25 protein-coding genes and 1 pseudogene are annotated in these 26299 nt (G+C 68.2%); 17 read left to right on the top strand and 9 right to left on the bottom strand.

All coding sequences use genetic code 11. From position 1 onward, the window contains the following. Positions 1-21: 21 nt before the first annotated feature. The 5 genes and pseudogenes from ACZ6DL_RS30295 to ACZ6DL_RS30315 all read left to right on the top strand — a co-directional run bounded on the left by ACZ6DL_RS30295 (position 22) and on the right by ACZ6DL_RS30315 (position 6932). The gene (locus ACZ6DL_RS30295; RefSeq protein WP_063050519.1) at positions 22-1059 is read left to right on the top strand and encodes a branched-chain amino acid ABC transporter permease; all 1038 of its coding nucleotides are present in this window, start codon (positions 22-24) and stop codon (positions 1057-1059) included. Further along, positions 1056-2474 (top strand): branched-chain amino acid ABC transporter permease, encoded by a 1419-nt coding sequence (locus ACZ6DL_RS30300; protein ID WP_466056214.1) that lies wholly within the window; start codon positions 1056-1058, stop codon positions 2472-2474. Before ACZ6DL_RS30295 ends, ACZ6DL_RS30300 begins: the two co-directional genes overlap by 4 nt. After that, a pseudogene (locus ACZ6DL_RS30305) lies at positions 2471-3427 on the top strand (ABC transporter ATP-binding protein); the annotation flags it as partial. The gene ACZ6DL_RS30300 and the pseudogene ACZ6DL_RS30305, both read left to right, overlap by 4 nt. Before the next feature lie 165 nt (positions 3428-3592). Further along, positions 3593-4288: an ABC transporter ATP-binding protein gene (locus tag ACZ6DL_RS30310; protein ID WP_466056348.1), complete on the top strand. Its 696-nt coding sequence runs from the start codon at positions 3593-3595 to the stop codon at positions 4286-4288. 109 nt (positions 4289-4397) lie between these two features. Further along, positions 4398-6932 carry a tetratricopeptide repeat protein gene (locus tag ACZ6DL_RS30315; protein WP_466056215.1) on the top strand — a complete coding sequence of 845 codons (2535 nt, stop codon included), beginning with the start codon at positions 4398-4400 and terminating at the stop codon, positions 6930-6932. A gap of 5 nt (positions 6933-6937) precedes the next feature. Here ACZ6DL_RS30315 and ACZ6DL_RS30320 read toward each other — a convergent pair whose 3' ends face one another. Both ACZ6DL_RS30320 and ACZ6DL_RS30325 read right to left on the bottom strand, forming a co-directional pair. Then, positions 6938-8164: an FxsB family cyclophane-forming radical SAM/SPASM peptide maturase gene (locus tag ACZ6DL_RS30320; protein WP_466056217.1), complete on the bottom strand. Its 1227-nt coding sequence runs from the start codon at positions 8162-8164 to the stop codon at positions 6938-6940. 13 nt (positions 8165-8177) lie between these two features. Beyond that, a complete protein-coding gene (locus ACZ6DL_RS30325; RefSeq protein ID WP_466056219.1) occupies positions 8178-8342 on the bottom strand; it encodes a hypothetical protein in 165 nt (54 codons plus the stop codon). Between the two features lie 174 nt (positions 8343-8516). Here ACZ6DL_RS30325 and polA point away from each other — a divergent pair, with 174 nt between their 5' ends. After that, positions 8517-11261, top strand: a complete 2745-nt coding sequence (polA, locus tag ACZ6DL_RS30330; protein WP_466056220.1) for a DNA polymerase I — start codon at positions 8517-8519, stop codon at positions 11259-11261. 196 nt (positions 11262-11457) lie between these two features. Then, positions 11458-11955: a beta-class carbonic anhydrase gene (locus ACZ6DL_RS30335; protein WP_466056221.1), complete on the top strand. Its 498-nt coding sequence runs from the start codon at positions 11458-11460 to the stop codon at positions 11953-11955. Between the two features lie 69 nt (positions 11956-12024). Here the strand turns inward: ACZ6DL_RS30335 and ACZ6DL_RS30340 are convergent, their stop codons facing one another. Continuing rightward, positions 12025-12339, bottom strand: coding sequence for a DUF6191 domain-containing protein (locus ACZ6DL_RS30340; protein ID WP_466056223.1), 315 nt, complete (start codon positions 12337-12339; stop codon positions 12025-12027). 426 nt (positions 12340-12765) lie between these two features. Between ACZ6DL_RS30340 and ACZ6DL_RS30345 the strand changes: the two genes are divergently transcribed. After that, positions 12766-13203, top strand: coding sequence for a 2-keto-3-deoxygluconate kinase (locus tag ACZ6DL_RS30345; protein ID WP_466056225.1), 438 nt, complete (start codon positions 12766-12768; stop codon positions 13201-13203). A gap of 178 nt (positions 13204-13381) precedes the next feature. On the opposite strand, the gene trxA is transcribed toward ACZ6DL_RS30345, so the two are convergent. Then, positions 13382-13753 carry a thioredoxin gene (gene trxA, locus ACZ6DL_RS30350; RefSeq protein WP_357041719.1) on the bottom strand — a complete coding sequence of 124 codons (372 nt, stop codon included), beginning with the start codon at positions 13751-13753 and terminating at the stop codon, positions 13382-13384. Positions 13754-13800: 47 nt separating this feature from the next. Further along, the gene (locus tag ACZ6DL_RS30355; protein WP_466056226.1) at positions 13801-14331 is read right to left on the bottom strand and encodes a 2'-5' RNA ligase family protein; all 531 of its coding nucleotides are present in this window, start codon (positions 14329-14331) and stop codon (positions 13801-13803) included. 78 nt (positions 14332-14409) lie between these two features. On the opposite strand from ACZ6DL_RS30355, the gene ACZ6DL_RS30360 reads away from it, so the two are divergent. From ACZ6DL_RS30360 to ACZ6DL_RS30375, 4 genes are all read left to right on the top strand, one after another. Further along, positions 14410-15504 (top strand): isocitrate/isopropylmalate dehydrogenase family protein, encoded by a 1095-nt coding sequence (locus ACZ6DL_RS30360; protein WP_466056228.1) that lies wholly within the window; start codon positions 14410-14412, stop codon positions 15502-15504. Positions 15505-15796: 292 nt separating this feature from the next. Next, on the top strand, positions 15797-16660 hold the full coding sequence (locus ACZ6DL_RS30365; protein WP_466056350.1) for an ABC transporter substrate-binding protein: 864 nt from the start codon (positions 15797-15799) through the stop codon (positions 16658-16660). Between the two features lie 3 nt (positions 16661-16663). After that, positions 16664-17623, top strand: a complete 960-nt coding sequence (locus tag ACZ6DL_RS30370) for an amino acid ABC transporter permease (RefSeq protein WP_040866051.1) — start codon at positions 16664-16666, stop codon at positions 17621-17623. A gap of 32 nt (positions 17624-17655) precedes the next feature. Next, the gene (locus ACZ6DL_RS30375) at positions 17656-18408 is read left to right on the top strand and encodes an amino acid ABC transporter ATP-binding protein (protein ID WP_466056352.1); all 753 of its coding nucleotides are present in this window, start codon (positions 17656-17658) and stop codon (positions 18406-18408) included. 6 nt (positions 18409-18414) lie between these two features. Here the strand turns inward: ACZ6DL_RS30375 and ACZ6DL_RS30380 are convergent, their stop codons facing one another. Further along, positions 18415-19314 carry a LysR family transcriptional regulator gene (locus ACZ6DL_RS30380; protein ID WP_466056229.1) on the bottom strand — a complete coding sequence of 300 codons (900 nt, stop codon included), beginning with the start codon at positions 19312-19314 and terminating at the stop codon, positions 18415-18417. 71 nt (positions 19315-19385) lie between these two features. On the opposite strand from ACZ6DL_RS30380, the gene ACZ6DL_RS30385 reads away from it, so the two are divergent. From ACZ6DL_RS30385 to ACZ6DL_RS30400, 4 genes are all read left to right on the top strand, one after another. Beyond that, complete coding sequence (locus ACZ6DL_RS30385) at positions 19386-20747, top strand: FAD-binding oxidoreductase (protein WP_466056231.1); 1362 nt, start codon at positions 19386-19388, stop codon at positions 20745-20747. Positions 20748-20824: 77 nt separating this feature from the next. Then, positions 20825-21709, top strand: coding sequence for an SPFH domain-containing protein (locus ACZ6DL_RS30390; RefSeq protein ID WP_466056233.1), 885 nt, complete (start codon positions 20825-20827; stop codon positions 21707-21709). Positions 21710-21721: 12 nt separating this feature from the next. Continuing rightward, positions 21722-21880, top strand: a complete 159-nt coding sequence (locus ACZ6DL_RS30395) for a type II toxin-antitoxin system antitoxin (RefSeq protein WP_168434213.1) — start codon at positions 21722-21724, stop codon at positions 21878-21880. Positions 21881-22016: 136 nt separating this feature from the next. Further along, the gene (locus ACZ6DL_RS30400; protein WP_396987044.1) at positions 22017-22325 is read left to right on the top strand and encodes a hypothetical protein; all 309 of its coding nucleotides are present in this window, start codon (positions 22017-22019) and stop codon (positions 22323-22325) included. Here the strand turns inward: ACZ6DL_RS30400 and ACZ6DL_RS30405 are convergent. Next, positions 22303-23154, bottom strand: a complete 852-nt coding sequence (locus ACZ6DL_RS30405) for a class I SAM-dependent methyltransferase (RefSeq protein ID WP_466056235.1) — start codon at positions 23152-23154, stop codon at positions 22303-22305. The genes ACZ6DL_RS30400 and ACZ6DL_RS30405 overlap by 23 nt on opposite strands. 240 nt (positions 23155-23394) lie before the next feature. Between ACZ6DL_RS30405 and rpsA the strand changes: the two genes are divergently transcribed. Beyond that, positions 23395-24861 carry a 30S ribosomal protein S1 gene (rpsA, locus tag ACZ6DL_RS30410; RefSeq protein ID WP_393238141.1) on the top strand — a complete coding sequence of 489 codons (1467 nt, stop codon included), beginning with the start codon at positions 23395-23397 and terminating at the stop codon, positions 24859-24861. Between the two features lie 68 nt (positions 24862-24929). On the opposite strand, the gene ACZ6DL_RS30415 is transcribed toward rpsA, so the two are convergent. Then, positions 24930-25499, bottom strand: coding sequence for a hypothetical protein (locus ACZ6DL_RS30415; protein WP_466056237.1), 570 nt, complete (start codon positions 25497-25499; stop codon positions 24930-24932). A gap of 111 nt (positions 25500-25610) precedes the next feature. Then, positions 25611-26288: an NAD(P)-dependent oxidoreductase gene (locus ACZ6DL_RS30420; RefSeq protein ID WP_466056238.1), complete on the bottom strand. Its 678-nt coding sequence runs from the start codon at positions 26286-26288 to the stop codon at positions 25611-25613. Positions 26289-26299 lie beyond the last annotated feature (11 nt).

Raw genomic sequence — 26299 nt, forward strand, 5'->3', positions numbered from 1 at the left:
AAGGATGAGGGGCAGAAATCAATGAAACAAACGCTATCGGCCGGTGGGATTCAACTCGCTGCCGGTTCGATCGACTTCAACTACGAGGGGTTGGTCGACAGTTTCTGGCGACTGACCGTCGACGGCGTGACATACGGCGCCATCTATGCGTTGGTCGCCGTGGGCTACACCTTGGTCTACGGCGTATTGCGGCTGATCAATTTCGCCCATTCGGAAATTTTCATGCTCGGGTTGTTCGGGCAATTGATCGGGTTGATGATCTTCGGATTCGTCGCGAGTCCGGACGTTTACACCCAGGGTGTGGTGCTCACCGTCGTCTATCTGGGCTTGGCGATGATCGTGGGCATGCTGGTATCCGGCGGCGCGGCCGTCGGATTGGAGCGGGTGGCCTACCGGCCCCTGCGCAAACGGGGCGCGAAGCCGCTGGCCTTCCTGATCACGGCGATCGGCATGTCGTTCGTGCTGCAGGAGCTGGTGCACTTCGTATTGCCGAAGTTGCGCCCCGACCTCGGTGGCACCAACGCTCAGCAGCCGATCCGGCTGGTCGAGCCGACCATTCAGTTCAGTTTCGGCGGTGCGGACGTCACCAACATCATGTTGCTGATCGTCGCGGCGGCGGTGGTGCTGGCGATCGCCACCGAGGTGCTGATCAACCGGACGAAGTTCGGCCGCGGCATCCGGGCCGTGGCTCAGGACCCGGACACCGCGACGCTGATGGGCGTCTCGCGCGAACGGGTGATCATGCTGACCTTCCTCATCGGCGGCGTGCTCGCGGGCGCGGCGGCGATGCTGTTCACGCTGAAGATCCCGAACGGGATCATCTACTCCGGCGGGTTCGTCCTCGGCATCAAGGCGTTCAGCGCCGCGGTGCTCGGCGGTATCGGCAATCTGCGCGGTGCGCTGCTCGGCGGCCTGCTGCTCGGTGTGGTGGAGCAATACGGCCAGATCCTCTTCGGCACCGAGTGGCGCGATGTGGTCGCGTTCGTGGTGCTGGTCCTGGTACTGATGGTTCGCCCGACCGGCATCCTCGGCGAGAGTCTCGGAAGGGCGCGCGCATGACCGACACGACCAAGACGGCGTCCGCGCCGGACACCGCGCGCCGCGGCCTCGGCGATGCGATCCGCACCTGGTGGGACGGCCTGAGCAGGCCCTCGCAGTGGGGCGTCGGCGTCCCGATCCTTCTGCTGCTCGCGCTGCTGCCGCTGTTCCCGCCGCCGCTGCTGAACACCCCCTCCTACAACTTCGGCCTGGTGATGGCGCAGGTCGCGATGTACGCGCTGCTGGCCATCGGCCTCAATGTGGTGGTCGGGCAGGCGGGTCTGCTCGACCTGGGCTACGTCGGTTTCTACGCCGTCGGCGCCTACACCGTCGGCCTGCTCACCAGCCCCAACAGCCCGTGGAACCAGACCGACGGCGGCTGGCTCGATCCGAAATGGGCATGGCTGGCCTGCCTGCCGATCGCGGTGGCGGTGACCGCGGTATCCGGCCTGATCCTCGGTTCGCCGACGCTGCGGCTGCGCGGCGACTATCTGGCGATCGTGACCCTCGGCTTCGGTGAGATCGTGCGCCTGCTCGCCGAGAACCTCACCGAGATCACCAACGGCAGCCTCGGCCTGTCGGGTGTGGCCTACCCGCACGTGGGCGAATCCGCGAGCAAACCGGAGGGCGTGTTCTCCGGCGGCAACAGCGGCGACCCCGACAGCGTCAACCTCCTCGACCGCGCCAGCTACGGCACCTACTGGTATTGGTTCGGCATGGCGCTGGTGGTCGTGGTGCTGCTGGTGGTCGGCAACCTCGAGCGCAGCCGGGTCGGCCGCGCCTGGGTGGCCATCCGCGAGGACGAGGACGCCGCCGAGATCATGGGCGTGCCCACGTTCAAGTTCAAGCTGTGGGCCTTCATGATCGGCGCCGCGGTGGGCGGCATGTCCGGCGCGATCTACGCCGGGCAGGTGCAGTTCATCAACCCGACCGGTTTCAACATCATCAACTCGATGCTGTTCTTGTGCGCGGTGGTCATCGGCGGGCAGGGCAACAAACTCGGAGTGATCTTCGGCGCGTTCGTCATCGCCTACCTGCCCGCGCGGCTGCAGTCGGTGAACCTGGTCAGCAACGAGTCGACCGGGTATGTCCTGCTGGCGATCGATGTCGCGGTGTTCGTCGCGCTGATCGTCGCCTGGCGGTTGTGGGCCGGCAGGCTGAGCGTCTGGCCACGGCGCGGCGTGATCACCGGCATGGTGGTGACCGGCGTGCTGGCGCTGCTGTTGCTCGGCAGCGTGCTGCTGTTCCGCAAGGGCGGCGCGCAGTCACTGGGCGACCTCAAATATCTGTACTTCGGTATCGCGTTGGTGGTGATGATGATCTTGCGTCCGCAGGGTCTGTTCCCGGTGCGGCAGAAGCTGCTCACCTACGGCAGGCAGGTGTACCTGGCCGTGCGCAGACCGGTCGCCGCCGAGCCGATCGGAGCGGGACGATGACCGGGCCGGGCGCGGGCGACGCGCTGTTCGACAACGAGGACATGGCCGCGGGCTACGTGGCCGAACCGCAGCCGGAGTCGGCGGGCACGGTCGACGTCACCCAGGTGATCCCGGACCTCGCCGACGCCGAGACCGTCGCGGAAGTCGTCGCGCCGCATCGCGATATCGAGACCGCGGTGGGCGAGCCACTGCTGCGCACCGAGGGCCTGACGGTGCGGTTCGGTGGTCTCACCGCCCTGGACCAGGTGAGTTTCGAGATCCGCCGCGGCGAGATCCTCGGTCTCATCGGGCCCAACGGCGCGGGCAAGACCACCTGCTTCAACGCGATCACCGGTGTCTACCAGCCCGCCTCCGGGCTGGTGTACTTCGACGGCAAGCCCCTGACCAAGACCAAGCGCAACGCGATCACCCGCCTCGGCATCGCGCGCACCTTCCAGAACGTGCGGCTCTTCGGCGAGATGACCGCCTTGGAGAACGTCGTGGTCGGCACCGACGCACGGCACCGGACCTCGGTGCCCGGCGCGGTGTTCCGCACGCCGCGGCATAGGCGTGAGGAACGCGACGCCATCGAGCGTGGCATGGCGCTGCTGGAGTTCGTCGGCATCGCCCCGCGCGCGGTGGAGAAGGCGCGCAATCTGTCCTACGGCGACCAGCGTCGCCTGGAAATCGCCCGCGCGCTGGCCACCGAGCCGAAACTGCTGTGCCTGGACGAGCCCGCGGCCGGGTTCAATCCGAGTGAGAAGTCCGCGCTCATGGATCTGATCCGCAAGATCCGCGACGACGGGTTCACCGTGCTGCTGATCGAGCACGACATGCGGCTGGTCATGGGCGTGACCGACCGGATCGTGGTGCTCGAGTTCGGCCGCAAGATCGCCGACGGGCTGCCCGGGGACATCCGGGACAACCCAGCTGTGATCGCCGCGTACCTCGGCGTGCCGGATACCGAGGTGAGCGAATCCGGGTCTTCCGCAACGGAAGACGGCGAAGACGTGTCGCCGTCGGATCCGGAGCCCGCAGCGGTGCCGGTCGGCAAGACGGCGGTCACCGAGCCGGTGCCCGAGGCGACGCGCGAGCCCGCGGGCGCCGGTCGGGGAGCCCCGCTGCTCGAAGTCGAGGACATGGTCGTCAACTACGGCAGGATCCAGGCGCTGCACGGGATCTCGCTGACCGTCGCCGAGGGCGAGCTGGTCACCCTGCTCGGCGCCAACGGCGCGGGCAAGACGACGTCGATGCGCGCGATGTCCGGGCTGCTGCCGCTGACCCGCGGCCGGATCATGTTCGAGGGCCGCGACATCACCCGGATGAAGGCGCACGAGCGGGTGACGCACGGGCTGATCCAGGCGCCGGAGGGCCGGGGCGTGTTCCCCGGCATGACGGTGCAGGAGAACCTCGACATGGGTTGCTATGGAAGGGTTTTCAAGCAGAAGGCCGAGTACGACCGGACGCTGGAGTGGGTGTTCGAACTGTTTCCCCGGCTGCTCGAGCGGCGCAAGCAGGTGGGTGGCACGCTCTCCGGCGGTGAACAGCAGATGCTCGCCATCGCCCGCGCGCTGATGGCACGGCCGCGGCTGCTGCTGCTCGACGAACCGTCGATGGGCCTGGCGCCCATGGTGATCCAGCAGATCTTCCGGATCATCAGCGAGATCAACCAGCAGGGCACCACGGTGCTGCTGGTGGAGCAGAACGCCCAGCAGGCGCTGGCCCGCAGCGACCGCGCCTACATCATGGAGACCGGTGAGGTCACCAAAACCGGGCGCGGTGCGGAACTGCTCACCGATCCCGCGGTGAAATCGGCGTATCTGGGCGTGGGATAGGCGTCTTCACCAGCGCGGCCTGTGCTCCCGATGCCCGGGAGCGCAGGCCGCTTCGGTCCGCTGAAGCTTTTCCGGGCGATGACCGCGTGCCGCGGGTTACCGTTGACAGGTGACAGCGGTCGGACGGCCGTGGCGGGTGTTCTTGAGTCACACTCGTGATCTCCGGTCCGAGACGAGTGGACGTTCCTGGATCACCTCGGCCGAGGAAGCGGTGAAAAGGTTCCGGCATGCGCCGGTGGACATGAAGTACTTCGCCGCCGATGGCAGGCCACCTGCGGAGGTGTGCGCGGAGCTGGTCGGTCTCGCCGATCTGTACGTGGGGATCATCGGGAGCAACTACGGCTCGCCGGTGCTCGATGACCCATCACGCTCTTACACCGAACTCGAGTTCGACACCGCCACAGCGGCGGGCAAACGCAGACTGGTGTTCTTGGTCGCGGACGATTCACCCCGGCCGGTCGACGCCCGCCAGCTCGCGTTCCACGCTCGGCTGCTCGCTTCCGGGCTGACGATCGCCCGCGTCGCCGACCCGGGCGAGCTGGACGCGGCGCTGACGCAAGCCATCGCCCAGCTGATGCTCGACGACGCGATGCGCGGCCCTGTCGCGGCGCCGGCTTCGAGACCTCGCCCACGTCAATTACCGGCCGCCGCCTCGGGTTTCACCGATCGCGCCGAGGACAGCGCCTGGCTGACCGCACTACTGCGCGGTGACGGAACGTGCGCGCGCTCGATCGGCGTCATCAGCGGTCCGCCCGGTGTCGGCAAGTCGACGCTGGCGGTCCGGGTGGCGCACGCGCTGCGCGCGGACTTCCCGGACGGGCAACTGTATCTGGATCTGCACGGGTACAGCGCGATGCCGGCATCGACGGCCTACGAGGCCCTGGATCGTTTCGTGCGGACCCTCGACGACACCGCGCAGGGGGACCCTGAGCTGGACGTGGAACGGCTGGCGCAGCGCTACCGCGCGCTGCTCGATGGGCGGCGCGTGCTGGTGGTCATCGACAATGCCTTGACTCCGGAACAAGTGCGGCCGCTGCTGCCGCCACCTTGCTGCGCGACCGTGATCACGTCACGAAGTCCGTTGTCCGGGCTGGTGGTACGGGACGATGCGAGCAGGCTGGTGTTACGGCCACTGATGCCGACCCACGCCGAGACGTTGCTCAGGACCGCGACCGGCTCGGAGGACAGCGCCGCGGCGGCGCAGGTCGCACGGATGTGCGGGCATCTGCCGCTGACTCTGAAGCTCGCTGCGGAGCATGCCGCCGTGTCCGGCATGACCTTGGGTGAGCTCGCGGCCGAGCTGTCGAACGAACGGAACCGGCTGGACGCACTGGCCGGTGTGGACGGTGATCCGACATCGGAGGTACGGATGGTGTTCTCCTGGTCTTACCGGAATCTGCCCCATGATCTCCGCCGTGCATTCCGCCTTCTCGGTTTGCATCCGGGTGATGAATTCAGCACCACGGCCGCGGCGGCGCTGCTGGGTGCTCCGGCGGATCGAGCCCGCCGAACCCTGGACTCCCTCGTGGCATTCAGTGTGCTGGAGCGCCTGTCCCGCAATCGTTACCGGTTGCTGGACCTGCTGCGAGAGTACGCGGCAGAGCGAGCCGCGGAAGACGAGCCCGACGGAGAGCGTCACGCTGCGCTGGCTCGGGAACTCGACTGGTACGCGCATACCGTGGACGCCGCCGACCGATTGCTGGCGCCGCTGCGTCGGCATGTGCCGCTCGAGCCGCCCGGCCCCGGCACTCCGACCACCGAGTTCGGCGACTACGACAATGCGCTGAAGTGGTGTGATAGCGAGAGAGCCAACCTGATCGCGGCGATACGGGCCGCCGGTACGGACGGTATGCCGGACGTCGCATGGCGGCTGGCGCTGGCCGCGGTGACTTTTTACAAGATCCGGCGTCACCACGACGATTGGCTGGCGACCAGTGAACTCGCCGTGACCGCGGCGCGGGAGGCGGGCGACGCCTTCGCCGAGCAGTGGTGCCTGACCAGTTTGGGAGGCGCGTTGGTGGAGGTCGGCCGTATCGAAGAGGCGCGGTCGGCGTACGAGCAGTCGCTGCGTATCAACCGGCAGATCGGCGACCGGATCGGCGAGGGCATGGCGCTGGGGAACCTCGGGGAGGCCGCGCGCGGGCTAGACCGCCCCGACTATGCCAGCGAGCTGGGCGAACAGGCCCTCGCGATCTGGCGCGCGATCGGCGATCGGCGCAACGAAGCCATCGTGCTGCGAGATGTCCTCGCCGGTGCGCGCTTCGATCATGGTGACTACCCGGCGGCGGAACTGCTCTACCGGGATGCCCTCGCGGCCTGTCATGGCATCGACTCGCACACCGAGGGCAACGTACTGCACGACCTGGGTACCACCCTGCAGGCCATGCTCCGGTACGGGGAGGCCGCGGATACTTACGAAGAGGCGCTGGCGGTACGGAGGATGAGCGGCGACCGTTTCGGGGAGGCGGAAACCCTCTACGCCCTCGGGGAGACCCGGCGGTTGCTCGGCGACCAGGTCGGCGCGCAGAGCGCGCTGCTCCAAGCACTGGCCGTTTACGTGGAATCGGGTTCACCCCGCGCCGACGAGGTGCGCGCGCGCCTGCGCGACCTGGGGGTCGATTCGGAGGATGGGCACGGGAGCTAGGGCTGCTACCTCCTGCGGGTGGCGCGGATTGCGGCGAGTGAGGTCCCGCGCCGCGCCAAGCCGTCGGCAACCCGCTGCTCTATATGAGTGATCAAGGCGAACAGATCGGCGCAATAGACGGACGGATTGCCGAACCCGTTCTCCGGCCGATACCGATGGGGGTAGAGGCCGCCACCGCAGATCCGGTGGTGTGCGCAGGAGCGACAAGTGGGCGACAGCGCGTCGATTCCCTGCTGCCTGGCTACGAAGGACGGTAATCGCAGCACGTCGTCGAGTGTGTGCCGCAGGACATGCAGGCCGGTGGCCGCTGCGCCGTCGTGCACGGCTTTCATGCTGTCCACCTGCTCGTATGAACCATCGGTCTCGATGACCACGAGCGCCACCGGATCCAGCCCGAACGACTCGTAGCTTTCGGTGCCACCGAGCACCAGATGCACCAAATCCTCGAACATACGCACTCCGCAGGGACATTCGGCCGCGTCGAACCACTCGTCGAAGATGGGTATCAGCCAGTCGGCGTACGGAGTACGACCGTCGCCGGGAACCAGACCTGGGGGCGGGTTCTCCCACGTGCCGTGCGGGAGCAGAAAATCGACCGCCGGCAGATTCCTGTCCCGCAGAGCCCGCCAGACGTCGAGCGGATCGGCCGCGAGCTGGATGGTGCAGAGGACGCCGCTGAAATACGCGCTCCGGCCCGGCTCGCGCATGAGCTCGATCGCCGCCACAACCGTGTCGTAGCTGGACCTGCCGTTACGGAAGCGCCGGTGGAGGTCGTTGGCCTTCCGGTCTCCGTCCAGGCTGATCCCGATGCCGATATCGGCTGCGATCAGACGGTCGGCGGCCACCGCGTCCAGCCGAACGCCGTTGGTCTGAACCGAAGCTACGACACGGGTGGGCGCCAGTCGGTGGCGCAGCTCATCGACGATCCGAACAAGGTAGTCAGGGCCTGCGAGCAGAGGTTCTCCACCGTGTAGCCGGACCGTCACACTGTCCAGATCGTGTGTCCGGGCGTGCTCGGCGATGCGGTCGCCGACGGCGGCGACGATTTCCGGAGCCATACCGCGCGGTTGGTTGCGCCACGACTGATCCGCCAAGTGATAGACGTAGCAGTAGTCGCAGTCCAGATTGCACCGGGACTGAACCTTGAGAATGAACTCACGTAACGGACGGAATCCTCCGGTCGGCCGCGACCGAGCCGAGGAGAAACCCGGCCCCGGCAGGTCCACCGACATCTATGTATCCGGATTACCGGTCTTGTCGTGGAGCGCGGACGGCGGTGACCGCGCGTCCGTTCGAACTGTGGGCGTAAGCCGCGGAGTCCTCGGCTCGCGGAGCGTGCAATCGCTCCAGGGCCAGGTCGAGCGCGGATGCCGGAGCGGAAACCGGGGGAAACTCGGCGGGCGATCTCATGGCGGCTCCTTATGGAAGTCTGTCTCTATCATCGCATTTCAACCCGCACGGCGAGGGGTGAATGAGCGGTCCACGTACCGATCGGGCCGCAGGTGGGATCGCCGCGCCGCCGGCCGCCGCTCAGCCGGGTGTCGGCGTATCGCCTTGTCGGTGCCGGTCCCTAGACTCTGGGGCGTGAGTTCACCCACGACCGCTCCGCGTCCTGCCCCCGCGTCCGGCTCCGGCGATCCCGGCTCGGGAGACCGGCCGACGTTGCTGTTGCTGGACGGGCATTCGATCGCCTATCGCGCGTTCTTCGCGCTACCTGCGGAGAACTTCAAGACGGTCACCGGGCAGACCACGAACGCGGTCTACGGCTTCACCGCGATGCTGATCAACCTGCTGCGCGACGAGAAGCCCACGCACGTCGCCGCGGCGTTCGACGTCTCGCGCCAGACCTTCCGCGCCGAGGCGTACCCGGAGTACAAGGCCAATCGCAGCGCCACCCCGGACGAGTTCCGCGGCCAGGTGGAACTCACCAAGGACGTGCTGGGTGCCTTGGGTATCCCGGTGATGGCGATCGAGGGCTTCGAGGCCGACGACCTCATCGCCACGCTCACCACGCAGGCGACGGCCGCGGGTTTCCGCGTGTTGATCGTCACCGGCGACCGGGACTCCATCCAGTTGGTGAACGAGAACGTCACGGTGCTGTACCCGCGCAAGGGCGTCTCCGACCTGACCCGGTTCACCCCGGACGAGGTGATGGCGAAATACGGCCTCACGCCCAACCAGTACCCCGATTACGCGGCGCTGCGCGGCGACCCGAGCGACAACCTGCCCGGCATCCCGGGCGTGGGGGAGAAGACCGCCGCCAAGTGGATCCGCGAGTACGGCGACCTGAACACCTTGGTCGAGAAGGTCGATCAGGTGAAGGGCAAGGTCGGTGACGCGCTGCGGGCGAACCTGAGCAGTGTGGTGCTCAACCGGCAGCTCACCGAGCTGATGCGGGACGTGCCGTTGCCGTACACCCCCGACCAGCTGGCGCAGGGGCCGTGGGACCGCGAGAAGATCCATCAGTTGTTCGACGACCTCGAATTCCGCGTGTTGCGCGACCGGCTGTTCGAGACGCTGGCGCCGCCGGAGCCGGAGGCGGAGGCGGGCTTCGAGATCAGCGGCGGCGCGCTGGAGATCGGCGCGGTCGCGGACTGGCTCGGCGAGCACGCGAAAGCCGGTGTGCGCCACGGTGTCTCGATTCTCGGCACGGGCTCCCCTGCCGGTGGTGACGTCCGCGCGCTGGCCATCGCGGCGGGCGACGGCGAGAGCGGTTACATCGACGTCACCGTGCTCACCCCCGAGGACGAGGCCGCGCTGGGTGCCTGGCTCGCCGACCCGGCGACGCCGAAGGCGCTGCACGAGGCCAAGGCCGCCGTACACGCGCTGCGCGGCCGCGGCTGGACTCTCGGCGGGCTGGCCAGCGACACCGCGCTGGCGGCGTATCTGGTCCGCCCGGGCCAGCGCACGTTCAACCTCGACGACCTGTCGCTGCGCTACCTGCACCGGGAGTTGCGCGCCGAGACCGGCGAGACCGCGCAGCTGTCGCTGCTCGACGAAGAGGACGCCGTCGACGCCGAGCTGGCGCGGGCGCAGATGCTGCGCGCGCGTGCCGTCGCGGACCTGGCCGACGCGCTCGACGGGGAACTGGCCCAGATCGAGGCCACCCCGCTGCTGGCGGAGATGGAACTGCCGCTGCTGGGTGTGCTGTCCACCTTGGAAGAGGCGGGCATCGCGGTGGACACCGACCAGCTCGCGACGCTGCAGCGGCAGTTCGCCGACCGGGTGGCCGAGGCGGCCGAGGCGGCCTACGAGGTGATCGGCAAGCAGATCAACCTCGGCTCGCCCAAGCAGTTGCAGGTGGTGCTGTTCGACGAGCTGGACATGCCCAAGACCAAGCGCACCAAGACCGGCTACACCACCGACGCGGACGCGCTGGAGTCGCTGTACGAGAAGACCCAGCACCCGTTCCTGGAGCATCTGCTCACGCACCGCGACGCCACCCGCCTCAAGGTCACCGTCGACGGCCTGCTCAAATGCGTTGCCGACGACGGCCGCATCCACACCACGTTCAACCAGACGATCGCGGCCACCGGGCGGCTGTCCTCGACGGAACCGAACCTGCAGAACATCCCGATCCGCACCGACACCGGCAGGCAGATCCGCGACACCTTCGTGGTCGGCTCCGGCTACCAGTCACTGATGACCGCCGACTACAGCCAGATCGAGATGCGGATCATGGCGCACCTGTCCGGGGACGAGGGACTGATCGAGGCGTTCAACTCCGGTGAGGACCTGCACACCTTCGTGGCATCCAAAGCGTTCGACATCCCGATCTCCGAAGTGAGCCCGGAACTGCGCCGCCGGATCAAGGCGATGTCCTACGGCCTGGCCTACGGGTTGAGTTCCTACGGCCTGTCCGCGCAGCTGAAGATCAGCACCACCGAGGCGAAGGAGCAGATGGAGGTCTACTTCGCCCGCTTCGGCCGCATCCGTGACTACCTCTACGAGGTGGTGGAGCAGGCGCGCAAGGTCGGCTACACCGAGACGCTGTTCGGCCGCCGCCGCTACCTGCCCGATCTGGACTCCAGCAACCGGCAGCGCCGGGAATCGGCCGAGCGGATGGCGCTCAACGCCCCGATCCAGGGCACCGCGGCCGACATCATCAAGGTGGCGATGATCAACGTGCACCGGGCGATGCGCGAGGCGGGGCTGCGCTCCAGGATGCTGTTGCAGATCCACGACGAACTGCTGTTCGAGGTCGCCGACGGGGAACGAGAGACGCTCGAGGCGCTGGCACGCGAGCAGATGTCCGCCGCCATCGCTCTTTCCGTGCCGTTGGAGGTATCGGTCGGCGTCGGCCACAGCTGGGACTCCGCCGCGCACTGACCGGCGCAGCGCAGGAGGACATGCCGGGCCCGACCGCAGGGGCCCGGCATCCGGCATCCGGAGAGCTACCATCGGGCCGCCGCGTGCAAGTAAACGAATCACGGTGAACGGGACGGATGTCCCGTGTCGCGCGGCCACCTACCGTGGGGCTGGTCGTACCGAGGGATTCACGCATACCGAGCGCAGGGGATGGCCCATGACTGTCACCGATGAGTACCTGGAGAACAACGCGGGCTACGCGAGCACCTTCCGAGGCCCGCTGCCGCTACCGCCCTCGAAGGGCGTGGCCGTGGTCGCGTGCATGGACGCGCGGCTGAACGTCTACGGCGCGCTCGGCCTGGCCGAGGGCGAGGCGCACGTCATCCGCAACGCGGGGGGCGTGATCACCTCCGACGAGATCCGCTCGCTGGCGATCAGTCAGCGACTGCTCGGGACGAGGGAGATCATCCTGATCCACCACACCGATTGCGGCATGCTCACCTTCACCGACGACGACTTCAAGGCGAGCATCCAGGAGGAGACCGGTATCAAGCCGGACTGGTCGGCGGAGTCGTTCTCCGACCTGGAAACCGATGTGCGCCAATCGATCGCGCGCATCGTCGCCAGCCCGTTCGTGCCGCACAAGGACTCGATCCGCGGTTTCGTGTTCGACGTGGCCACCGGCAAACTGAACGAGGTCCTTTGCCGTCAGTAAGGCGAGTTCCCCACTACCGCAGTGAGATCCGGGTGAGAATCTCCGGATCTCACTGTGTTGTGGCGTGTTTCACGGGAGCCGGTGCGGCACGAGGCGCGCAGAACCCGCTGTGAGGTCCACCTCGTCGCGCGGCGGCGCGCCGTCGGAGGGGTCCTCCCGGTGCATCAGCGTCGTCAGGCGCTGCTCGAACTCGTGGTGTTTGCCGCCCTGGAAGACTGCCGTGACCTCCTCGAAGCCCGCGGCCGCCACGGGGCGACCGGACCGCCTGCGAGTCCAGGGCAGTGCTCGGCTGCCGGTGAGCCTGTTCCAGGCCACTTCGGCGAAGGCCAGGAGGATGAGCAGCACCGCCAGACCCGGAATGGTCATGGCCATCAGGAGACCCATGTCACCGACGCTACCCTCGGACCCGCCGCAACGTCCTGAACTGCAGGGACGGTACTCGTCAGTAGACAAATCGGGCATCGGATGTGGTTGCTATTGCGCCGCGATGTCCCTATCCTCGATGCCGTGCCGAATCCCGCCGACCGCCGCAGTGCAGCGCTCACCGTCGCAGACCGCGACAGCGCTCTGCTTTCGGCGTCGCTCATCGGGCCCTCCGTGGCTGCGCAGGCTACCGCCTCCGCGTCCGAGGTTCGCGCCGAGCTACTTCCGCTCACCGCGACGGTGGCGCCGCGTCCCCGAGTTCTCGTAGTAGCCCGCCGTAGCGGGGTCTGATCCGGGCCGGCCCCCTCGCTGCGGGCTTTTCCACTTGTTAGTGCTGGTCCCCTCTGTCAACTGAGCCACGACATTCTTCGGGAAGACCTACTTTCAATGACCATCCTGACTCTTGATACAGACCTGTTCCACGCCGCCGCTCCCAAGGCCCTACGTGCCGAAGCGGCCGGGCTGACTTCGGCGGAGTTCCACAGCCGCTACAGCGCGCACGGCGGTCCGATCCGCCTCGGCGAATGGTCGCCCGCGGGTGCCAGGACCGCGGAGTTCACCGCCACGCTGGAGTTCGCAGGCCATCTGCGGACCGTCATCGCCACCGGCAGCCCCGTCGCGGCGATGACCTCGGCCCTCTACGAGGAGGGCTATCCCGTCGAGATCCTGCAATTCCACCAGCGGCGCACCGCGGAGGGCACCGCCACATTCGTGCAGTGCGAATGCAACGGCAGGCGCGGCTGGGGCGCTGCGATCGCGGATGACGGCGCCGAGTCGACGGTCCGCGCCATGATCGCGGGCGTCAACCTGCTCGGCGTGTCCTGAGATCCGGCGTCCCGACCGCGGGGCGGCAGCACGTCGCCCCGCGGTCGGGACGCTGACCGGCGCCGGACGTGGAGCGGGCCCTGATACGGACTGCGGCTTTCGCGTGTCCGTACCAGGGCCCGAATCAATACCGTTGCGGCGCAATGCCTGTCGTGCCGCGTGGTCCACCGTAGGTCTGCTACTCCGCGGCCTGCTGCTGCTCGGCGATCTGCTTGCGCACCTCGTCCATGTCCAGCGCCTTGACCTGGCTCACCAGATCCTCGAGCGCCGCGGGCGGCAGCGCGCCGGGCTGCGCGAACACCAGCACGCCCTCCCGGAAAGCCATGATCGTCGGAATGGAGCGGATGTTCGCGGCCGCCGCGAGGCCCTGCTCGGATTCGGTGTCGACCTTTCCGTGCACCACGTCGGGGTGCTTGTCGGAAGAGGCCTCGAAAGTCGGTGCGAAACTCTTGCACGGACCGCACCAATCGGCCCAGAAATCGACGAGTACCACGTCGTTTCCGGTGACTACCTCGTCGAAGTTCTGCTGGGTCAGCGTCTGGGTGGCCATGACGTCCTCTCGTTTCGGTGTGCCTGCTACAACGCGGGCTGCTCCGGTTATCTTCCACGGCGGATCCGGCCGACCGGCCACTCGCGCCGCTGATCCCCGTCCCATCGACGGATACCCAGCACGGTCGCCGGAAAATCCCGGTCCCTGGCGACGGCGTGGATCGCCTCGCCGAGTTGGTGCGGCGGCACCCGCCTGGCCAGGGTGATGTGCGGGGTCCACGCGTCCGGTTGCACGTTGGCAGGCACGCCGGGGCACGGGGAGATCGTGTGGAAGATCCGGCGGTGCAGGGTGAGCAGTGCCTCGGTCGGAACCACCAGCCGCACCAGGATGGAACGGCGCGCACCGAAGACCACCACACCACCGAGCCGTACCGGGATCGGCGCGAAGATCTGCTCGTCGAGCGCATGCTCGATGCGCGGCCAGATCTGCTCTGCCACCGCGGCGGTGATGTGCGGACGATTGGACTCGTCGGTGCGCGCGGCGAGGCTCCGCACACCGGCTTCCGCGAGCAGTTGCCACTGCCTGCGGATCTCGGTGTCGGCGGCCTCGTCGAGGAGTAGTTCGACCGACTGCACCATGGTCCCCGAAGGTAACCGCAATCGGCGTGTCCGCGGGCCGCTTCGGGCAGCCGGGCGCGTCGGCGGGAGGATGTTGCGGTGAACGACGCGAACCAACCCCGCCGGAACCGAGCGCTGCGGCTCGGCCTGATCGATGGCGACGGTATCGGCCCCGAGGTGGTGCGAGCGGCCGGGCAGGTGGTCGACGAGGCGCTGGCCGCCGCGGGAGCCCCGCCGGTCGAATGGGTGCCGCTGCTCATGGGGCACCGCGCCATCGCCGAGTTCGGCACCCCGCTGCCCGAGCAGACGCTCGAGGAGTTGGCCGGGGTGGACGCGTGGATTCTCGGCCCGCACGACAACGCGTCCTATCCGGCCGAACATCGCGTCGCGCCCGGCGGCCTGATCCGCAAGCATTTCGGCCTCTACGCCAACATCCGTCCCGCGCGGGCCTTCGCCGGTGTGCGCGCGGCGGCTCCGGATATCGACCTGGTGATCGTCCGGGAGAACAGCGAAGGGTTCTACGCCGATCGCAACATGTTCGCCGGGTCGGGGGAGTTCCGGCCGACGCCGGACGTCGCGATGTCGGTGGGGCTGGTGACCCGTGCGGCCTGCGAGCGGATCGCGCACGAGGCGTTCCGGCTGGCCGCGATACGGCGCAAGCGGGTGACCATCGTGCACAAGGCCAATGTCCTGCCGCTGACGATGGGGCTGTTCCGCGACGTCTGCCACGAGGTCGGCCGGGCGTATCCGGGGATCGAGGTGGACGACGAACACGTCGACGCGGCGGCCGCGCACCTGGTCCGAGCCGCCGCCGACTACGACGTACTGGTCACCGAGAACCTGTTCGGTGACATCCTGTCCGACCTGGCCGGGGAATTGAGCGGATCGCTCGGGCTGGCGGCGTCGCTGAACTGTTCGGCCACCACTGCGATGGCCCAGGCGGTGCACGGCGCTGCGCCGTCGCTGGCCGGGCACAACCGGGCGAACCCGGCGGCGTTGCAGTTGTCGTCGGCGATGCTGTTGCGCTGGCTGGCGACCCGGGACGCCGAGGTGACCTTGGCGCGCGCGGGTGAGCGCATCGAGCGGGCCGTGGCCGCGACCTTCGCGGCGGGCATCGCCACCGCCGACCTCGGGGGGCTCGCCTCCACCAGTGAGTTCACCGAGCAGGTATGCGCCAGGGTGCACCGCCGGTAGTCGGAGCCGGTCATCCGTAAGCCGTCGGCGTTCGCTCGCCCGGAGCGCCGCACGCCCCGCGCTCGGTCCTGAGTTCGCAGGTCAGCGACCGGGAGGGTAGGGTGTCCCGCCGGTGAACCGGCATCGAACGGCGCGCCCGGTCGTGTTGCTGTTGCATTACTGTCCAGCGCGGAGCGCCCTGTTCGCTTAGATTGCCAAACGGGTGGTGACGCCCGGGTTTCGTGGAGCCGAAATGTGGAGGGCTGTTGTGTCTGATCGTTCGTTTCTCGGCAGGCGCGCCCTGCGAGCCACCATGGGTGCGTTCGCCGCGGGTGCGTTGGTGCTGACGGGCTGTACTACGAACACCGAGGACACCGGACCCTCGGCGGCCAAGGTGCAGGTGGACAAAGTCGACGAGATCGCCGCGCAACTCCCCGACAAGATCAAGCAGTCCGGCAAGCTCGCTGTCGGCGTGAACATCCCTTATCAGCCGAACGAGTACAAGGACGCGAGCGGCCGGATCGTCGGCTTCGACGTGGACCTGATGGACGCCGTGGCCTCCGTGCTCGGCGTCAAGGCCGAATACGTCGAGTCGGCCTTCGAGAAGATCATCCCCTCGATCCAGGCCGGTACCTACGACGTGGGCATGTCGTCGATCACCGACTCCAAGGAACGCGAGCAGCAGGTCGACTTCACCACCTACTTCAACGCGGGCGTCCAGTGGGCCCAGCAGAAGGGCAAGCCGGTCGACCCGGAGAACGCCTGCGGCAAGAAGGTCGCCGTGCAGGCCACCACGGTGGAGCACACCGAGGAGGTGCCCGCCAAGAGCGCCAAGTGCGTCGCCGAGGGCAAGCCCGCCATCGACATCAAGCCGTTCGACGAGCAGAGCGCCGCGACCAACGCGCTGGTGCTCGGCCAGGTCGACGCCATGTCGGCCGACTCCCCGGTGACGGCGTACGCGATCAAGCAGAGCGACGGCAAGATCGAGAACGCGGGCCCGGTGTTCGACTCCGCGCCCTACGGCTGGGCGGTGCCCAAGGGCGCGCCGCTGGCCGCCGTGCTGCAGAAAGCGGTTCAGCACCTGATCGACACCGGCAAGTACCTCGAGATCACGAAGAACTGGGGCGTCCAGGAAGGCGCCATCACCAAGTCCGTCGTCAACGGCGCTGTGAGCTGATCGATGGCGGACGACGACACTCGGCCGGCGCCCGGCGATCCCGGGCCCGGCGGAGCGGATCAGGCGCGGGAGCCGGAGCCGATCAAAGCGGTTCCGCTGCGCAGGCCGGGACGCTGGATAGCGGCGGCGGTCATCCTCGTCTTGGTGGCGCTGTTCGTCTACGGCGCAGCGACGAACCCGGCCTATCGCTGGGATACCTACGGCAAATACCTGTTCGACACCCGGATCACCGCGGGCGCCATCGTGACGCTGGAACTGACCGTGTGCGCGATGGCGATCGCGGTCGCGCTCGGGACGACGCTCGCCGTCATGCGGCTGTCACCGAATCCGGTGTTGCGGAGCACGGCGTGGGTGTATCTCTGGATCTTCCGCGGCACCCCGGTGTTCGTGCAGTTGGTGTTCTGGGGGTTGGTCCCCTCGCTGTACCGGCAGATCCACCTGGGCGTTCCGTTCGGGCCGCAGTTCTTCGAGTTCGACGTGCAGCACCTGCAGGCCGCGTTCGCCTTCGCGGTGCTCGGCCTCGGTCTCAACGAAGCCGCCTACATGGCCGAAATCGTCCGGGCCGGAATCAATTCGGTCGGTGAGGGGCAGCGGGAGGCGTCGTTCGCGCTCGGCATGTCCTGGAGCCAGACCATGCGCCGCACGGTGCTGCCGCAGGCCATGCGCGTGATCATCCCGCCGACCGGCAACGAGCTCATCGGCATGCTGAAGACCACCTCGCTGGTCACCGGCATCCCGCTGAGCACCGATCTGTTCGGCCGGGCGCGCGACATCTACGGCGTGAACTTCCAGCCCATCCCGCTGCTGCTGGTCGCCGCCACCTGGTACTTGGCCATCACGAGTGTGCTCATGGTCGGGCAGTACTACTTGGAGCGCTACTACTCGCGCGGCGTCTCCCGCAGGCTGACCGGCAAGCAGCTGCAGGAACTCGCCGACGCTCAGCAGGTGGAGAAGGCGAAATGAGCGTGAATGTCGAGAAGACCACCGCTGCTCCGATGATCGTCGCGGACCGGGTCTGCAAGAACTTCGGCGCGCTACAGGTACTCAAGGGCGTTTCCCTCGAAGTGGGCCGCGGCGAGGTGATGTGCCTGATCGGTCCGTCCGGCTCGGGCAAGTCCACCTTCCTGCGCTGCATCAATCACCTGGAACAGGTGAACGCGGGCCGGCTCTACGTCGACGGCGAGATCGTGGGCTACCGGGAGAAGAACGGCAGGCTCTACGAGATGCACCCGCGCGACGCGGCCAAGCAGCGCCGCGAGATCGGCATGGTGTTCCAGCACTTCAACCTGTTCCCGCACCGGACCGCGCTGGAGAACGTCATCGAGGCGCCCACCCAGGTGAAGAAGCTGCGCAAGGCCGACGCGGTGACCAGGGCGCGGGAACTGCTGGACCGGGTCGGCCTGGCGGACAAGGCGAACGCCTACCCTGCGCAGCTGTCCGGCGGTCAGCAGCAGCGCGTGGCGATCGCCCGTGCGCTGGCCATGGACCCCAAGCTCATGCTGTTCGACGAGCCGACCTCCGCGCTGGATCCGGAGCTGGTCGGGGAGGTCCTCACGGTCATGCGGGAACTCGCCCGCTCGGGCATGACAATGGTCGTGGTGACCCATGAGATGGGCTTCGCGCGGGAGGTCGCCGATCAGCTGGTCTTCATGGACGGCGGCGTGGTCGTGGAGGCGGGAGCGCCCCGAAAGCTGCTGGCCGATCCGCGGCACGAGCGCACCAAGGCGTTCCTCTCGCGCCTGCTCTGAGCCGGCTCACGCGTCGGCGCGCAGGGCGATGCGCAGCTGTCCGAGCAGGACTTTGGCCGCCGGGCTCGCGGGACGGTCGGTGCGCCAGGCCAGCGCCAGGCGCCCACGCAGTTCCGGCTCGACGATGCGGACGGTCCGCACCCCGAAAGCCGCGGCCTCCTCGGCGGTGAGTTCGGGTACGACGGCGACGCCGAGACCGCGTGCGGCGAGGCGCAGCAGCAGGGCGGGCGCCGCCGCCTCGTAGGCGATGCCGGGCTCGAACCCGGCCGCCGCGCAGGCTCGCTCGAAGACGCCGCGAATGCCGGTGCCCGGCGTGAGGCAGATCAGCGGGCGATCCCGCAGCGCGGTGAGCGCGACCTCGTCGCCGTAGCCGGGATCCGCCGCTGCCACCGCGGCCACCACCACCGTCTCCAGCACCACTTCGATGCCGATGGCCGGATCGAGTTCCGCGCCGGTCATCCCGATCAGGGCCATATCCAGCTCACCGCGGCCGAGCGCGGCGAGCATCCGCTCGGAGGTGTCCTCGGTCAGGCTGATGCCGATCTGCGGGTGGTCGTGGTGGAAATCGGCGAGCACGGCGGCGACGTCGAATTCCTCGACCGCCGCCCCGGAGATCAGCCCGACCCGCACCTGACCGCGCAGCAAGCCGGTGAACTCGTCCACGGTGTGGGTGATCCGCTCGGTGGCGGCCAGCGCCGCCCGTGCGTGCGGGAGGACGGCCGCGCCGACCTCGGTCAGGGTGACCGCGCGACCGCCACGGTCCAGCAGCGGGTGGCCGAGTTCGCGCTCCAATTGCCGGATCTGCGCGCTGAGCCCGGGCTGGGCCAAGTGCAGCCGAGCCGCCGCGCGAGTGAAGCTCGCCTCCTGGGCGACCGTGACGAAGTAGCGCAGCTGCCGCAATTTCATAAGCAACCATTATAGGAACAAGAAGAACTATCTGTTTTACTTCTTCACACCCGTGCAGCAGGGTCGAAGTCATGGGAAACAACGCCGCAGCAGCCAAGGAAAACGCCGACATCTTCACCGGCCCGGTCTTCCGTCCGGGCGACGAGGGCTATGACGCGGAGATCGCCGGCTTCCAGACCGCCTACACGCACCGGCCGGGGTTGATCGTCGGCGCGGTGCACGCCGAGGACGTGCGCGCCGCCGTGGAGTACGCCGCGCGCCGCGAGCTGCCGATCGCCGTGCAGGCCACCGGCCACGGCCTGTCCGTCGCCACGGACGGCGGCGTGCTGATCAGCACCCGGCGGATGACCGGCATCCGGATCGATCCGGCCCGCCGGACCGCGCAGGTCGGCGCGGGGGTGCGCGCGGGCGCGCTGGTCGAGGCCGCGGCCGAGCACGGGCTCGCGCCGTTGAACGGTTCGTCGCCGTCGGTAGGTGTGGTGGGCTACCTGCTCGGCGGGGGAGTCGGGCTGCTCGCGCGGCAGTTCGGGTACGCCGCCGAGCACGTGCGGACGATCGAGCTGGTCACCGCCGACGGCCGTGTGCGCAGGCTGACACCGGACGACGAGCTGTTCGGCGCCGTCCTCGGCAGCGGAGGCAACTTCGGCGTGGTGACGGCGCTGGAGGTCGGGCTTGTCCCGGTCACGACGGTGTACGGCGGACAGCTCGTGTTCGACACGCCGCTGGTCGAGCGGGCGGTGGACGCGTGGCGGCGCTGGACCGCCACCGTGCCGGAAGAACTGACCTCGACGGTGAGCATGCTCGCCTTCCCGGACATCCCGCAGGTACCCGCACCGATGCGCGGGCGGTACGTCGCCTCGATCCGCATCGCGTACAGCGGTCTCGCCGAGGAAGGCGAACGTCTGGTCGCACCGCTGCGGGCGGTCGGGGAACGACTGAAGGACGACCTGCGCGCGATGCCGTACACCGAGTCGCACACCATCCACAGCGACCCCGACCACCCGCATGCCTACGCCGCCACCAACGCACTGCTCGGCGAGTTCACCGAGGAGACGGCCGAGGCGTTGCTCGAGGTCGCGGGACCGGAATCCGGCGCCGGAGCGGTTGTCGACGTCCGTCATCTCGGTGGCGCGCTGGCTCGTGCGGGCGACGCCGGAATCGCGGTGGACCATCGCGAAGCCGCCTACATCGTGCGGATCATCACCGGTCCGGAGGGCGCTGCGGCCCGAGCCGGCATCCGTGCCGCGCTGACACCGTGGACGCTGGGCCACAGCCTCAATTTCCTCTACGGCGCCGGCACCGACGCGGACGAGGCGCAGACCCGCGCGGGTTATCGGCCGGACACCTACGCCCGGCTGGCCGCGCTCAAGGTCCGGCACGATCCGCGCAACCTGTTCCGCTTCAACCGCAACATCCGGCCGCACGCCGGGTGATATCCCGCCGCCGCGCCTGGTGTGGCGCGGCGGGCCATGCTATCTTCGTGATATCACTTTGATATTCGGAGGATGTCATGCAGTTTCGACCCGCGTTCCACGTCAACGGTTTCCTGGTGCTGCTGGGGTGGTTCCTGCTCACCCTCTTGTTCGGCGGCGCCGCGGTGCTCGGCTTCGTCGTGGGCGCCCGGCACGACAACGCCGTCGCCGTGGCCGGCGCGGTGGCGGCGATCGTCGTGGTCGTCGTCTTGCTGCTGGCGGCGACCGGCTTGACCGTGGTGAACCCGAACGAGGCCAAAGTGGTGCAATTCTTCGGCCGCTACATCGGCTCGGTGAGCGAGCCGGGTTTCTTCTCGGTGCTCCCGCTGACCGATCGCAAGAGCATCTCGCTGCGCGTGCGGAACTTCGAGACCCAGAAGCTCAAGGTCAACGACGCCGACGGCAACCCGGTGGAGATCGCCGCGGTGGTCGTCTACCGGGTGGTGGACAGCTTCAAGGCCGCCTTCGCCGTCGACGACTACGAGGAGTACGTCGAGACGCAGTCCGAGGCCGCCGTCCGGCACCTCGCCACGACGCACCCCTACGACGCGCACGAAGCGGACCGCACCAGCCTGCGCGACGGCGCCGAAGTGGCCGAGGAGCTGACCGTCGAACTGCGTGACCGCACCGAGATGGCGGGTATCGAAGTCCTGGAGGCGCGGATCACCCACCTCGCCTACGCGCCCGAGATCGCCCAGGCCATGCTGGTCCGCCAGCAGGCCGCCCAGGTGGTCGCCGCGCGGACCCGGATCGTCGAGGGCGCCGTCGGTATGGTCGGCTTGGCGCTGGAGCGGCTCGCCCAGCAGGGCGTGGTGGAACTGGACGAGGAACGCAAGGCGGCGATGGTGTCGAACCTGCTCGTCGTGCTGTGCGGTGATCGCGCCACCCAGCCCGTCGTCAACGCCGGTTCGCTGTACTCGTGAGGCGGGCGGCCCATGGCTGAGCGCAAGAAGCTGCTGCTACGCCTGGACCCGGCCGTCCACGACGCCATCGCGAAGTGGGCGGCCGACGACCTGCGCAGTATCAACGCCCAGATCGAGTACGCGCTGCGTCTGGCGCTGGAACAGGCCGGGCGCAAACCGAAGTCGCAGTGACACGACCTCGATACCGATCAGAGATGGTGCCCCGGCCCCATGGCGCGAAGACTGGCTAGGTGTCAGCGACTGTCCTGCTGTCCGCACCGAAAGGGGCAATCACCGAAAGGGGCGGCAATCACCGAAAGGGGCAATGATGACCACGATTGTGCACATCGACGACACCGTGCGCGACTACGACACGTGGAAGCCTGCGTTCGACGGTCTCGAGCAGTACTTCGCGGAGGCGGGAGCCCGCAACTGCCGCGTGGCGCGATTCACGCACAACCCCAACCGGGTGATCGTCGAACTCGACTTCGACACCGCGGCGGAGGCCGAGGCCTTCCGGGACGGTTTGCGCCAGCTCATCGATCTGCCGCGGACGCAGATGCTGCTGGTCAGCCACGAGGTCTCCATTCTCGAGCTGGTCGACGACCGCCGCCTCACCGTCCGGGCTTCCTCGTGACGAAGATCGCCGTGCCGGGGAACAGCTCGCCGCGCAGCGGGCTCCACTGTCCCCATTCCCGGTCGAGCCATTCCGGCCATTCCGGCTCGACGATGTCCTCCACCACCAGTCCCGCCGCGACGATCTCCCGGACCCGGTCGCCGATCGTCCGGTGGTGCTCGACGTAGGTGGGCACGTCGTCGCCGTCGACCTCCACGTAAGGGGTGCGGTCGAAGTACGGGATGGTGGCGGTCAGACCCGCCGGACCGGGATCGTCCGGGAAGATCCAGCGCATCGGGTGGTTCACCGAGAAGACCCAGCGCCCGCCCGGTCGCAGCACCCGCCCGACCTCCCGCATCACCAGCCCGGAGTCGGCGACGAACGGCACGGCGCCGAACGCCGAGCAGGCCAGATCGAACGACGCGTCCGCGAACGGAAGAGCCTCGGCGTCCGCCTGCACCAGCGGCACCCGAGGGCCGCCGCGCGCCATCACCGCCAGGCCCCGCTCCAGCATGCCGCGCGACAGGTCGAGCCCGACCGGCCGCGCGCCCTGCCCGGCCAGCCAGCGAGCGCACGGGGCCGAGCCGCAGCCGATCTCCAGCACCAGCTTGCCGGTGACGTCGCCGAGGAATCGCATATCGCCCTCGTGCAGGCCCTCCGGGCACCACACGAACTCGCCGCCGGGGGAGTCCACGCCGAGGAACTCCGCGTGCGTCTCGTGGTATTGGGCGGCGTCGGCGTCCCACCACCGCCGGCTGGCCAGCTTGCTGGCCGCCGATCCGATCCGGGTCCGCGCGATGCCCGTCGTTCCGAGCAGTGCGTTTGCTTGCGCATGGCGATCTTCCGACACGCCGATCAGACTATCGGCGTGGCGACCCGACGGTTTGCCCGCCCGGACCGAGGTCGCGTACGCTGAACGCGCGAGTGTCTTCCGTACAACCGTACCGAAGTTCAACCCGTGCTGAGTTTCACGCGCGTCGCGTGCGGTACGTTCCTAAGTGTCCGTCTTCACACCTCGCGGTGAGATCGCAGCGTACCGAAAGTTCCAATGTCCGCAACCGACCACAATCCGTCCGGAGCAAACCGACATATGCCCACCACCGTCACCTCGCCGCAGGTAGCCGTCAACGACATCGGCTCCGCCGAGGATTTCCTCGCCGCCATCGACGCCACGATCAAGTACTTCAACGACGGCGACATCGTCGAAGGAACCATCGTCAAGGTCGATCGCGACGAGGTCCTGCTCGACATCGGTTACAAGACCGAAGGCGTCATCCCCTCTCGCGAACTCTCCATCAAGCACGACGTCGACCCCAATGAGGTCGTTTCCGTGGGTGATGAGGTCGAGGCCCTTGTTCTCACGAAGGAGGACAAGGAAGGCCGCCTGATCCTGTCGAAGAAGCGGGCGCAGTACGAGCGTGCGTGGGGCACCATCGAGGAGCTCAAGGAGAAGGACGAGGCCGTCAAGGGCACCGTCATCGAGGTCGTCAAGGGCGGCCTGATCCTCGACATCGGCCTGCGCGGCTTCCTGCCCGCGTCGCTGGTCGAGATGCGCCGGGTCCGCGATCTCCAGCCGTACGTCGGCAAGGAGATCGAGGCCAAGATCATCGAGCTGGACAAGAACCGCAACAACGTCGTGCTGTCCCGCCGCGCCTGGCTGGAGCAGACCCAGTCCGAGGTTCGCAGCGAGTTCCTGCACCAGCTGCAGAAGGGCCAGGTCCGCAAGGGTGTGGTCTCCTCGATCGTCAACTTCGGCGCCTTCGTCGACTTGGGCGGCGTGGACGGTCTGGTGCACGTCTCCGAGCTGTCCTGGAAGCACATCGACCACCCGTCCGAGGTCGTCGAGGTCGGCAACGAGGTCACCGTCGAGGTGCTCGACGTCGATCTGGACCGCGAGCGCGTCTCGCTGTCGCTCAAGGCGACCCAGGAAGACCCGTGGCGTCAGTTCGCCCGCACCCACGCGATCGGCCAGATCGTGCCGGGCAAGGTCACCAAGCTCGTTCCGTTCGGCGCGTTCGTCCGCGTCGAGGAGGGCATCGAGGGCCTGGTGCACATCTCCGAGCTGGCCGAGCGCCACGTCGAGGTGCCGGACCAGGTCGTGGCCGTCGGCGACGACGCGATGGTCAAGGTCATCGACATCGACCTGGAGCGTCGCCGGATCTCGCTGAGCCTCAAGCAGGCCAACGAGGACTACCACGCCGAATTCGACCCGTCGAAGTACGGCATGGCCGACAGCTACGACGAGCAGGGCAACTACATCTTCCCCGAGGGCTTCGACCCCGACACCAACGAGTGGCTCGAGGGCTTCGACAAGCAGCGCGAAGAGTGGGAAGGCCGCTACGCCGAGGCGGAGCGTCGCCACAAGATGCACACCGCGCAGATGGAGAAGATGGCGGCCGACGCCGCGGCCGAGGCCGCGAACGGCAGCGGCGCGTCGAACTACTCCTCCGAGAGCGGTTCGCAGTCTTCCGCCAACCAGGCCGAGTCCGCCGGCGGTTCGCTGGCGAGCGACGCCCAGCTGGCGGCTCTGCGTGAGAAGCTGTCCGGCAACGCCTGATAGGCAATAGTCCGAACGACTGTGCCCCAACCGGATCCGGTTGGGGCACAGTCGTTTTCTGTGGGGTGTCAATGCCCCGCAGGGCGCTTACGCCGATGCGGCCTGCGAATCCCCCGCGAAGGGTTCGTCGTCCCGCGCTGCACTTCGGGAAGCTTCTCAGGTGGCTCGGCCGCCTCATGTGGTGCGACCATCTGCGCGGTGGTGAGCGCGACGACCTGAATTTGCTCCAGCCGCAGACCGAGCGCGGCCAGCCGGGCGATGATGCCCAGCCGATGCTCCGGCAATCCGGGGCGGATCACCAGCGGATCCCGCTCCGGACGACGCAATACGTAGGCCCGGCGTTCGGCGTCGAATCGCACGGGTACGCCGTCGCGGATGGCTCGGTAGGCATCCAGATCCAGCGTGCTGTGCCGGATCGGGTCGATCATCAGCGACTCGACGAATTGCTCCGCCTGCCGCAGGAACGGCTCTTGGTCCGACGGGTCCAAGTGCTCGATCCGCTGGGCCACGCGCCACCGATAATCCTCCGCGGCGTGGCGCAGCAGAGACCGGTGCCGCTCGACCTCGGCCGCGAAGGCCACGAGTTCCTCGTGGTCCACGGCGCGGGGGTCGGGCGTCGAAGCTTGGACGTCGGGCATGGGGGCCCCTATCTCTCGGGTTGCGGATTACATTGCGTGGCAACCAGATCGACGTCCGACACTGTCTATTGTGCCGTAGGGGTCCGACAGAAACGGGTACGGTCCGTCCGCTCAGTAGCCGACGGTGAAGCGGCGCTGCACGAAACGCGGCAGCTCGGCCTCGTCGAGGATCGCGACGGCCACGTCTTCGGCGGAGATGTCCGGGCCTCCGACCAAGAGCTGATCACCGCCGATCCGGAAGCGGCCGGTGCGCTCGCCGGGATTGATCCGCCCCGAGGAGGGGCTCAGGTAGGTCCATTTGCGGTTGGACAGCCGGTAGATGTTCAAGGCGTCGCGTAGCGCGCGTACCACCTGGGCGTACTCCACGGGCACGTCGAGGACTTCGGTGAGGGTGCGAGTGAATTGCGCACCGGTGTCGAGCAATTGCGTGCCCGGCGTGACTTCCAAGCTGCCCGCGCCGCCCACGGCGATCAACCGGACGCGTGGCTGCCGGTCCAGCGCGGCGACCATCGCCCGCGCGCCCACCACGAAGTTGTCGGCCGAGGCAATGGTGTCGGCGATGCCGCGCCCGGCGTTCACCGCGCTCACAACTACGTCGAGGCCGGCGATGGCGTCCGCGATGCTACCCGCGTCCAGCCAATCGGCCACTGCCCACGTCTCCTCCCCGCGGCGGGCAGGGAAGCGCGCCGCATCGCGCGTGAAGGCGGTGACCCGATGCCCCCGCCGCACTGCTTCGGTGACGACGCGGGAGCCGATGACGCCGGTAGCCCCGAAAACCCCGATATCCACGAGCACTCCTC

Source organism: Nocardia sp. NPDC041819 (genome assembly GCF_055590505.1).